This window comes from Haloferax profundi (assembly GCF_001469865.1).
Taxonomy (GTDB): Archaea; Halobacteriota; Halobacteria; order Halobacteriales; family Haloferacaceae; genus Haloferax; species Haloferax profundi.
Genome location: NZ_LOPV01000203.1, coordinates 1 through 10,745, shown reverse-complemented (window position 1 = coordinate 10,745; position 10,745 = coordinate 1). Strand labels below are relative to the sequence as shown.

Here is a 10,745-nt window from a genome sequence, read left to right as displayed (position 1 = left end):
ACGACTTCCGGGTAGAAGTGGTCCTCCCAGATGTGCATCCCTGCCTGTTCGAGACACTCGACAGCGACGCCCGGACCGATTATCTCCGAGAGACCGTAGTTCTCGACTGCCGTCGCGTCGAACCTCGTCTCGATTTCCCGTCGCATGGGTTCGGTACACGGTTCCGCGCCGTAGAGAATCGTCGAGAGCGGTAAGTCGGCTGGGTCGTAGCCCATGTCTTCTGCGACTTCCGCGAGGTAGAGTGCGTACGACGGTGTGAGGCAAATCGAGTCGACGTCGAGGTCCGCGAGCATCTCGACTTGGCGCTGGGTGTTTCCGCCCCCCGTTGGAACGACGGTCATCCCCATCGCAGTCGCGCCGTCGTGGAACCCGAACCCGCCCGTGAAGAGACCGTAACTGTACGCGTTCTGTAGCGAGTCGTCACTCGTCAGGCCTGCACCACGGAACCCACGTGACATCACCTCGCGCCACACGTCCAAGTCGTCCTGTGTGTAGCCGACGATTTTCGGCTTACCAGTCGTGCCCGAAGAGGCGTGGATTCGCACGACATCGTCCATGTCGACGGCGAACAACCCCGTGGGATACTCGTCGCGGAAATCTTCTTTCGTCGTGAACGGAAGTTTCGAGAGGTCGTCGACGCTCTGGATGTCGCTCGGGTGTACCCCTGCGCTGTCGAGTTTGCGTCGGTAGAAATCGACGTTCTCGTACGCGTGTTCGACGACTGCCCGGACTCGTTCGTTCTGTACGTCTCGCAACTCCGGTCGCGGCAGTCGCGTCACGTCTTCACTGTCACTCTCACCCATCGTTCTGTTGTCTCCCTTACGTTCACAAAAAATTATCCACGATGTGGTTACTCGGCCGCAGAGACGCCGAGGTAGCGGTCGAGAATCTCGTCGTCCGCCGCCACCTCGTCGGCAGGTCCTTCGTGGACGACCTGCCCCTTGTCGAGGATGTAGACGTAGTCCGCGGCGTCGAGTGCGACTTGGACGTTCTGCTCGACGAGAAGGATGGTCACACCCTCGTCGTTCAACTGCTTGATTTTGCGCTGGACCTGTTTGACGATGGACGGTGCGAGACCTTCCGTCGGTTCGTCCAACATCAGCAGGTCCGGTGCAGAGACCAGGGCGCGTGCGACGGCGAGCATCTGCTGTTCGCCGCCGGAGAGGTTTGCACCCTTGCTGTTGCGGTGGCGAACGAGGTTCTCGAACTCGTCGATGACCTCGTCCACGGTCGGTTTGTCGATGTCTTGCCGGCCACCGATGCGTCCTATTTCGACGTTCTCGCGGACCGAGAGGCCGGGGAACACGCGTCGTTCTTCCGGAACGAGCGCGATTCCCTCACGAGCAGTCTTCTCGGGGGACAGCATGGTGATGTCTTCGCCCTCGAAGGTGACCGACCCACTGGTCGGTGTGACACTCCCGAGGATGCTCCGGAGCGTCGTGGTCTTCCCGACACCGTTGCGACCGATGAGCGTGACGACCGACCCCCGTTCGACGTCGAGGTTGACGCCCTGGAGGACGCGGGTCGAACCGTACCCCGAGACCAGGTCACGAACCGACAGGAGCGTATCGTCGCCGCTCATGCTTCGACACCTCCGAAGTACGCCTCTCGGACCTCTGGGTCTTCCGAGACTTCCTCGGGCGTCCCCTCGGAGAGAATCTCTCCGCGGTGGAGGACGGTGATGCGGTCGGAGACGCGCATCACGAGGTCGATGTCGTGTTCGATGAGGAGCAACGTCCGGTCCGACAGCACCTCGTCGATGAGGTCCATCGTCGAACGCGTCTCTTCGGCACTCATCCCGGCCGTCGGTTCGTCCAGGAGGACCATCTCTGGGTCCGTCGCGAGCACGATGGCGATTTCGAGACGGCGCTTGTCACCGTAGGCCATCACGTCGGCGGGCTCGTCGCCCCGGCCGAGCAGTCCAGACCGTTCGAGAACGCGGTCGGTGTGTTCGTTCACGTCGTCGAAGGAGTCCTTGTTGTCGAGGAACTCCTCGACGGGCGTGAAGCCTTCGTGTCGCGCGGCCTGTGCCGCGAGGCGAACGTTCTCGCGGACGGTTAGCCCGGAGAAGACGTTCGTAATCTGGAACGAGCGTCCGAGTCCACGACGCACGCGTTGGTGTGGCGGGAGCGCAGACACGTCTTCACCGTTGAACGTCACGGTGCCGCGAGTCGGTCGGAGGGCCCCAGTCAGCAGGTTGAACGTCGTCGTCTTCCCTGCACCGTTCGGGCCGATGAGACTACGGAACTCTCCGCGTTCGATGTCGAGATTTACGTCGTCGACGGCGACGAGTTTACCGAACTCTTTCGTGAGGTTCTGCGTCTCGAGAATCGTATCAGTCATGGCGTTCTACCTCCGCGTCTTTCACACTCGTGCGGTCACCGACGGCCGACTCGAACATCGAGTGTTCGGTAATCGTCTGTGGGAGCGACACGAGGCCCCGTGGGACGAAGATGACGAACAGCACGAACAGCACGCCGATGACGAGTTGCCACTGCTCGATGTACGACGAGAGGATGTCTTCTGCGGCGACGAAGACACCCGCACCAATCATCGGCCCGTAAAGCGTCCCCATGCCGCCGAGGACGGTCATCACGATGACCTCACCGGAGTTTATCCAGTGGAGGAACGACGGGGCGACGTAGCCGTTGTTGGCGGCGAACAGGCCGCCAGCGAGGCCAGCGAGACCACCGGAGACGACGAACGCGCGGCGCTTGTACGCCGTCACGTCGTACCCGATGAACGACGCCCGTTCTTCGCTCTCGCGGATGGCTTGGAGGACCGACCCGAACGGCGCGCGAATGAGACGGCGCGCCAGCAGGTACGACCCGACCACGACTGCGAGGAGGAAGTAGTACTGCACCATCCCCCCATCGATAGTCATGATTCCGAGCGGAATCTCGAACTCTCTCGGGTCGATACCGAGACCGGCGAGGCCGTAGAATACGTCGACGCCGAAGAGGCCGTCAGAGCCTCCGGTGAAGTCGAACTTGAACACGGCGTTGTAGAACAATTCCGCGAATGCGAGCGTAATCATGGCGAAGAAGACGCCAGACACCCGTATCGAGAGGTACCCAACACTCCACGCGATGACGGCACAGACCACTACGGCGACGGCGAGTGCGACGAACACCGACGGTGAGAAGTGCATGAGTGTCAGCACCGAGGCGTAGGCACCCACGCCGTAGAACAACGTGTGGCCGAGTGAGACGAGTCCGGCGTACCCGAGGACGAGGTCCAGACTGAGCGCGAACAGCGCCCAGATGAGGATGTCTTCGAGGAGCGTGACGGAGTAGGTGACGCCAGTCAACTCGGCGAAGAACGGCACGAGAACGAGCACGCCAACCGCGGCGTACCCAAGTTTCGCCCGTGTCGCCGACGACAACACCCCGCCGCCTGCTCCGTGGAGCAGTGCACCGTCGTGGTGTTCTCCAGCGCCGATGTTCGTGCCGAAGAGGCCCTTTGGCCGGACGACGAGCACGACGATCATCAGCAAGAACACGATGAGCCCTTCGAGGAACGGCGTGTAAGTCCGCGCGAGCGTCTGGACGACGCCGACGAACAACCCGCCGACGACTGCGCCACGGAACGACCCGAGGCCGCCGAGGACGACGATGACGAACGCGGGGATAATCACGCTCGACCCCATCGTCGGACTGACGTTCTGGTACGCACCGAGCACGATACCCGCCACGCCGGCGAGTGCCGCACCCAGCCCGAACGTCAGGGTGTAGTATCGGTCGATGTTGATACCGAGGTTGCGGACCATCTCCCGGTCTTCCGACCCTGCACGGATTATCATCCCGAACCGAGTCCGGTTCAACAGGAGCCACGTCCCGAGGGCGAGAATCGACCCGAAGATGATGATGCCGTAGTTGTACAACGAGTAGTTGAACCCGAACAGCGCGACAGGCTGGTCGAGCACCGCTGGGATGGGGAATGGCTGGGCAGACTTACCCCACACAGACGTGATGAGGTCGTTGATGATGAGGACGAGACCGAACGTCAACAAGATGTGATACAGTGGGTCGCGGCCGTAGAGCCGTTTCACTGTAAGTCGCTCGATGCCCATACCGACGACACCGACGAGTAACGGTGCCACGACGAGGGCGACCCAAAAGCCGGCACCGCCGAGCGGTCCGGCGATGGCGAACGCGAAGTACGCACCGAGTGCGAACAGTTCACCGTGGGCGAAGTTGATGACGTCCATGACGCCGAAGATAATCGACAGTCCCGCGGCGAGGAGGACGTAGACCATCCCGACGACGAGTCCATTGAGGACCTGCTCTGCGACAGCGCTGGCGACAGACATGCTTAGAGGTTGCAGCCAAGGTCGGCGCAGGGGGGCAGTGCATCCGCGCCGTCTATCATCTCACCGAGTTCGACCGCTGCCGGACCGCTTCCGCTCTCGGGAGCGACCAGTTCACCGGGCCACACGGGGTTCATCGCCTGGTGGTCGCAGTCGCGGAACTGGTTCGGGCCGAGGATGGAGTCCATCTCCAGTCCGGGAAGGACGTCTTTGACTTCTGCAGGGTCGGTCGAGTCTGCCTCGGCGATACCCCGTGCAGTCATCCGGATAGACATGTACGCCGCGCGGGCGAAGTTGTCCGGGTCGGCGTCGTACTCACTGCGGTACGCCTCGACGAACGTCTGGTTGTCACCAGTCTCGAGCGACGGGAGGTAGCGGACGCCACCGTAGGTTCCGTACGCCGCTTCACCGAGCGCACCGCGAACGACAGAGAACGTCATCGTTGGCGACATGAGATTGACGTCTTGTTTGAGACCCTGACTCGCCGCCTGCTTGACGAAGTTGATGAGGTCACCACCAGTCATACCGAGGACGGCGACGTCCGCGTCGGAGTTGGCAATCTGGCTGATGTAGGAGTTGAAGTTGGTCGACCCGAGTTGCGAGCGACTTCGGCCGACGACGTTGATGTCGTGCCCGTCTTTCATCCGCTTTTCCACGCGTGACATCACGGATTCACCGTACGCGTAGTCGGCGATGTGGAACCAGACGTTCGTGCCGAGGTTCTCTGCGGTGAAGTCGGAGACGGCCTCTGCCATCTGCGCGGTGTTCGTCTCTGCTCGGAACACCCACTCGTTACAGTTCGACCCGGTGATGGGGACTGCCGCCCCACCGGGGTTGTAGATGACTTCGTTGTCCGCCGCGAACTCGTTGAGCGCGAGTGCGACGCTCGACGAAATCGCCCCCATGATGTACGACGCACCGTCCTGTTCGACGACGGACTGTGCTTTCCGGCGGCCGGTCGATGGGTCCGCTTCGGTGTCTTCGTAGACGCCGGTAATCTCGACGTCCAGGTCGTCGTTCTCGTTGACGTGCTTGATAGCGAGTTCCGCCCCGTTTCGCTGTCCAACTGCCAACCCCCCGTACGGGCCGGTCATCGGGCTGATGACGCCGTAGGTGATGGCGTTCGTGCCACCCCCACCGCCACCGCCGAGACATCCTGCCGAGCCAGTCAGTCCAGCAACACCAGCCAACCCAGCCGCCTGTACGAATCGTCGTCGGGACGAACGGAGCCCACGGCCTCCGTTCGAGGAAGTATCCTCTCGCGTCATGATGTATGTGCATAAGTACCATGATAACCTTCACGTTTAAATGTTTGCGTCGGTGCCCGAACAAGAAGACCGGAGTGAGGCCCGAATATGTCAGGAAAAGTGCGGGACGACTTCCTCACCCAGTCGGTCGATGCACTCGACCATCCGCTCTGTTCCGATGCCGGGGTGGTATGTGCGGAAGATGAAGTGAATGTCGTCACCGAGTGCATCACGGTACGTTTCGAGGTCATCGATGACGTCTTCTGGGGTTCCGTATATCGCCTGTTCTTTGAGTTCCTCTCGGCGTTCGTCGGAGAGTTCTGGGACCGACTCACCCGAGAAAATCTCGGCGTATCGGCGCTGGATGTAGAGGTAGCCATCCTTCATCGCATCCCACGCCTCTTCTTTGGAGTCGCCGACGAACCCGTGTTGGAGCACGTAGATAGTGAAGTCGTCGTCGAGTCCTTCCTTCTCGCGCACGTTTCGAATGTCCTCGACGCGCTTTTTCAGGCCGCCAATCGAGAGCGACGACGGCGCACACCACGCGTCGGCGGTTCTCGCTGCCCGGCGAACCGCGGGTTTCGCTGCGCCGCCGAGCATGAGTGGAACGTCACGAGACGGCTTGGGCGTGATGTCGACACCGGTCACGCCGTCGTGGAACGGAGAGTCGTGTTCGATTGGGCCATCTGACCACGCGCCGCGGAGGATGTCGACGGTGTCGGCGAGACGTTCGACACGTTCGTCACGAGGAACGTCGAACGCGTCGAACTCGCGCGGGTTCGACCCGATGGCGAGTCCGAGTGTCATCCGCCCGCCAGAGAGCAAGTCGACAGTCGCGGTGTCTTCGGCGAGTCGAATGGGGTCGTACAGGGGAGCGAGTGCGATACACGTCCCGAGTTCGATGTTCTCCGTCACTGCGGCGAGTGCACCGAGTGCAGGCATCGTCCCCGAGAGGTAGCCGTCTTCCATGAAGTGATGTTCGGACACCCACGCGCTCGCGAGGCCCGCGTCGTCGATTGCACGCCCGAGCGTCAACATCTCGTCGTAGAGCTCCGACATCGGTCGGTCGTCGTCTGGCCGTCGCTGACACGTGAACAGGCCGGTCCCGATTTCCATGGCAGTGAGTATCTACCTCGACTATTAATAGTTCGGAACGGCGAAGGTGTGGCATGACCGATACCAGCGACGCCACGCGTATGCCGCCCGCACGCGTGGACCACGTCGGAATCGCAGTCGAACGTGTCGACGACGCGGAAGCGACGTTACTCGCCCTCGGGTGTGAGTGCGTCCACCGAGAGACGGTTGCAGACGGAACGTTCGAGTGGGCGACGTACGTCCTCGGCGACGCTTCACGCCTCGAACTCATCGCACCGGTCGACGGCGAGTCGTTTCTCACGGCGTTCCTCGACGAACACGGCCCCGGACTCCACCACGTCACACTCGAAGTCGTCGACATCGACGCGGCAGTCGATGCCCTCGAATCGGCAGGCGAGCGTATCGTCGGCTACTCGGAAGAAGATGGCTGGACTGAGGCGTTCGTCTCGCCGCGAAACCCGACGGGTGCACTGTTCCAACTGATGGAGTACCACGACGACTACGCCGACAAAGGTGACGCACACGCACTCTTCGTCCGGGGTGAACCGCTGAAAGGTCGGTGACTTGCTTACTCTTCGCCGGCTTTCGTCTTGATGAGGAACTTCATGTCGCCTTCGAGGACGGTGGTCCCATCTTGTTTCGTCATGTGGACGTCGATGGTTACGAGTCCCGCGTCGTCGCGGCTACTGAGTTCCTTCTGTTCTGAGACCACCATCGTCTGCGAGAGAGTGTCGCCGATGAAGACGGGGTTTGGGAGGTCCATGTAGTTCATGCCGAGGAACGCGATGGCCGTGCGCTCGACGATACCCGACCGGTAGACGAACCCAGTCGACTGGACGAACGTCATCGGACCGTGGGCGATGCGCTGGCCGAACTGCGTGTCTTCGGCGTACTCGCTGTTGGTGTGGAGTTCCGTCCAGTCGCCCGAGAGCGCCGAGTGCATCATGAAGTCAGCCTCGGTGACGGTCCGGCCGACGCTTTCGAACTCTTTGCCCTCGACGAAGTCCTCGAAGTAGTGAGGCTCGTAGCTGTATGCCATACCCCACCGTCACCCTCACTGAATAAAGTATTTTACATACTTATCGTTCCTGACAGTCGATGCCTACTTGAACTGGGACGGTGAGTGTGAGCACATGCCAGCAACAGACGAGCACGCAGAGATACGTGACCGTGCGTCCAACGACCCCTTCTGCGGACGCGTCGGAATCGAACTCGCCGACGTCGGTGAAGGCTACGCCGAGACGACGATGACCATCGACGAAGACCACCTGAACTTCCACGGGACGCCACACGGTGGGTGTATCTACACGCTCGCAGACGCGGCGTTCGCGGCGGCGTCGAACAGTCACGGTGATGCAGCGTTCGCGTTAGAGACGAACATCTCCTACCTCGCGGCGGCAGAGGTGGGCGACACTATCACAGCCGTCGCCGAAGAGACACACCTCGGTGGCCGAACTGCCGAGTACGAAGTCGTCGTCTCCGACGATGCCGGCGACCGTATCGCGACGTTCCGTGGTCGGGTCTACAAGCCCGGTCGCTGACGGCACAGACCGGTCGCTCATTCTGACGGTGACGCGCGAAGAAGATGGGGCGAGGTACCAGTTTGCTGCTGCCCGATGGGTCCTTACTGACCTCTGTGGTCGTAGACGCGTTGGACCTTGCCGACTTCGGTGCGGGCGATGTTCCCGTACTCGACGAGGTTCAGTTCGTCCGGGGTGAACGACAGCACGTTCGAGAGGCGCTTCGTGATGCGACCCTTGAGGTCGGTGATGGACCCATCGAAGTCGTCGACGACTTCGACGGTCACTTTGAGTTTGTCGAGGTTGTCCTCGCGCGTGATGTCGATGCGGTAGTGCGGTGCGACTTCGTCGAACTCGAGGACGACCGACTCGACTTCGCTCGGGTAGAAGTTGACCCCGCGGATGATGATGAGGTCGTCCGAGCGACCCGTGATGTTGTCCATGCGGACCGCAGTTCGACCACACTCGCAGGTGTCGTAGTTCAGTCGGGTCAGGTCGCCCGTGCGGTACCGGAGCACCGGAAGCGCCTGTTTCGACAGCGTCGTGAGGACGAGCTCACCTTCTTCGCCTTCCTCGACGGGTTCGCCGGTGTTCGGGTCGACCACTTCGGGGTAGAAGTAGTCTTCCCAGATGTGGAGGCCGTCTTGCTCTTGGCACTCGATGGAGACGCCGGGGCCGACGATTTCGGAGAGGCCGTAGATGTCGACGCCAGTGACGCCGAGACGCTCTTCGATTTCGTTGCGCATCGGTTCGGTGCACGGTTCGGCACCGAAGATGACGACGCGCAGGGGGAGGTCTTTGATGTCGTAACCCATGTCCTCAGCGACTTCGGCGAGGTAGAGCGCGTACGACGGCGTACACGAGATGGCGTCGCTTCCGAGGTCGGCGAGCATCTCGACTTGGCGCTGGGTGTTGCCGCCGCCGATGGGGATGACCGTCGCGCCGAGTTCTTCGACACCCTGGTGGAGACCGAGACCTCCAGTAAAGAGGCCGTAGCCGTACGCGTTTTGGACCACGTCGTCCGGACCGAGGCCTGCGGCGACGAGACAACGTGCGACTGCCTTGCTCCACACGTCCAAGTCGTCTTGCGTGTAGCCGACGATTTTCGGCTTCCCAGTCGTCCCGGACGACGCGTGGATGCGGACGACGTCTTCCATGTCCACGGCGAACATCCCTGTCGGGTAGTAGTCGCGGAAGTCCTCTTTCGTCGTGAACGGCAACTTCGAGAGGTCCTCGACGCTCTGGACGTCTTCGGGTGTGAGGCCCTCCGCGTCGAACATCTCGCGATAATAGTCGACGTTCTCGTACGCGGTCTGTACCATCTCCTGAAGTCGCTCGTCTTGGACCTCACGGAGTTCGTCTCGTGAGGCGGTCTCCATGCTATCGAATACCATTTACAATTGACTCCGATGATAGAATATGATAAAAATGATGCGGTCGTTTCGGCCGGATTCGAGGGCAAATACTGCGGTCTGTCCGCCGGCACGTCGAGGCGAACCTATTTCGCGGGGGACACGCAAGCGACTACCATGCGAGATGCGTACATTGTCGGAGCGGGCCAATCGAAGTACGGTGCGTTCCCGGACGAGAGCTATCGGTCGCTGTTCGCGACGGCCTACGAAGAGGCGATGGCGAGCGCGGGCGGCGTCGAACCGGGCGACGTAGACGAAGCAGTCGTCGGGTCGCTCGGTGTCGGTGGGCGACAACTTGGCCTCTCTGGCCCCGCAGTCACCGAACACGTGGGACTCCACGGCGTCCCCTGTTCCCGAATCGAAAACGCCTGCGCGGCGAGCGGATACGCAGTTCGACAGGCAGTTCAGGCAGTGAAAAGCGGTATGGCCGACGTGGCGCTGGCGGGCGGGTACGAAGTGATGACCGACATGAGCGGCGACGTCGCGAAGTATTGGCTGGGCGTGAGCGGCGAGACGGAGTGGGAGCGACTCACTGGGACGACGTTCTCGGGCGTCTACGCACAGATGGCGTCTTCCTACCTCGACACCTACGACGACGCCTCACCAGACCACTTCTCCAAAGTCGCGGTGAAGAACCACGCGAACGGCGCGAAGAACCCCAAGGCACACCTCGGGTTCGAGTGCTCTCTCGACGACGCGCGAAACGCTCCCGTCGTCGCAGACCCGCTGAACCTCTATCACTGCTGTCCGACCTCCGACGGTGCCGCAGCGGTCATCGTCGCCAGCGAAGACGTGGCCAGCACCTGCGACGACGCGGTTCGAGTGGCAGGCGTCGGTGCCGCCTCGGAACGCGTCGGTCTGTTCCAACGCGACGACTACACGTCGATTCGGTCGTCCGCGAAAGCGGCCGAGACTGCATACGAGATGGCGGGTCTCGGTCCGGACGATGTGGACTTCGCGGAAGTCCACGATTGCTTCGCCATCGCCGAACTCATGGCGTACGAGGACCTCGGATTCTGCGAGCGTGGCGGCGCGCCCGAACTCGTCGACGACGGCATCACCGAGTTAGGTGGTGACTTACCTGTCAATCCATCCGGCGGCCTGAAGTCGAAGGGTCATCCCATCGGTGCGACCGGGGCGGGACAGGCAGTCGAGGCGTTCA

At 61.8% G+C, this 10,745-nt stretch carries 11 protein-coding genes; 3 read left to right on the top strand and 8 right to left on the bottom strand.

All coding sequences use genetic code 11. The features are described 5' to 3' along the window. The 6 genes from AUR66_RS10465 to AUR66_RS10440 form a co-directional block, all read right to left on the bottom strand. A partial coding sequence (locus AUR66_RS10465; RefSeq protein ID WP_157533059.1) for a phenylacetate--CoA ligase family protein occupies window positions 1-803 on the bottom strand: 803 nt, incomplete at its 3' end. 47 nt (window positions 804-850) lie between these two features. Continuing rightward, complete coding sequence (locus AUR66_RS10460; protein WP_058572374.1) at window positions 851-1,582, bottom strand: ABC transporter ATP-binding protein; 732 nt, start codon at window positions 1,580-1,582, stop codon at window positions 851-853. Then, window positions 1,579-2,343 carry an ABC transporter ATP-binding protein gene (locus AUR66_RS10455; protein WP_058572373.1) on the bottom strand — a complete coding sequence of 255 codons (765 nt, stop codon included), beginning with the start codon at window positions 2,341-2,343 and terminating at the stop codon, window positions 1,579-1,581. Before AUR66_RS10455 ends, AUR66_RS10460 begins: the two co-directional genes overlap by 4 nt. Next, a complete protein-coding gene (locus AUR66_RS10450; RefSeq protein ID WP_058572372.1) occupies window positions 2,336-4,312 on the bottom strand; it encodes an ABC transporter permease in 1,977 nt (658 codons plus the stop codon). The genes AUR66_RS10455 and AUR66_RS10450 overlap by 8 nt, the downstream gene beginning before the upstream one ends. Window positions 4,313-4,314: 2 nt before the next feature. Next, window positions 4,315-5,499 (bottom strand): ABC transporter substrate-binding protein, encoded by a 1,185-nt coding sequence (locus AUR66_RS10445; RefSeq protein ID WP_082682172.1) that lies wholly within the window; start codon window positions 5,497-5,499, stop codon window positions 4,315-4,317. A 168-nt stretch (window positions 5,500-5,667) separates the two neighbouring features. Then, a complete protein-coding gene (locus AUR66_RS10440; RefSeq protein WP_058572371.1) occupies window positions 5,668-6,672 on the bottom strand; it encodes an LLM class flavin-dependent oxidoreductase in 1,005 nt (334 codons plus the stop codon). 53 nt (window positions 6,673-6,725) lie between these two features. Here AUR66_RS10440 and AUR66_RS10435 point away from each other — a divergent pair, with 53 nt between their 5' ends. After that, on the top strand, window positions 6,726-7,214 hold the full coding sequence (locus AUR66_RS10435; protein WP_058572370.1) for a VOC family protein: 489 nt from the start codon (window positions 6,726-6,728) through the stop codon (window positions 7,212-7,214). A gap of 5 nt (window positions 7,215-7,219) precedes the next feature. Here AUR66_RS10435 and AUR66_RS10430 read toward each other — a convergent pair whose 3' ends face one another. After that, window positions 7,220-7,690: a MaoC/PaaZ C-terminal domain-containing protein gene (locus AUR66_RS10430; protein WP_058572369.1), complete on the bottom strand. Its 471-nt coding sequence runs from the start codon at window positions 7,688-7,690 to the stop codon at window positions 7,220-7,222. Between the two features lie 94 nt (window positions 7,691-7,784). Between AUR66_RS10430 and paaI the strand changes: the two genes are divergently transcribed. Further along, window positions 7,785-8,192: a hydroxyphenylacetyl-CoA thioesterase PaaI gene (paaI, locus tag AUR66_RS10425; protein ID WP_058572368.1), complete on the top strand. Its 408-nt coding sequence runs from the start codon at window positions 7,785-7,787 to the stop codon at window positions 8,190-8,192. A gap of 83 nt (window positions 8,193-8,275) precedes the next feature. On the opposite strand, the gene paaK is transcribed toward paaI, so the two are convergent. Then, complete coding sequence (gene paaK / locus AUR66_RS10420) at window positions 8,276-9,565, bottom strand: phenylacetate--CoA ligase PaaK (RefSeq protein ID WP_058572367.1); 1,290 nt, start codon at window positions 9,563-9,565, stop codon at window positions 8,276-8,278. 135 nt (window positions 9,566-9,700) lie between these two features. On the opposite strand from paaK, the gene AUR66_RS10415 reads away from it, so the two are divergent. Beyond that, window positions 9,701-10,745, top strand: a 1,045-nt coding sequence (locus AUR66_RS10415) for a thiolase C-terminal domain-containing protein (RefSeq protein ID WP_058572366.1), incomplete at its 3' end; no start/stop codon positions are given.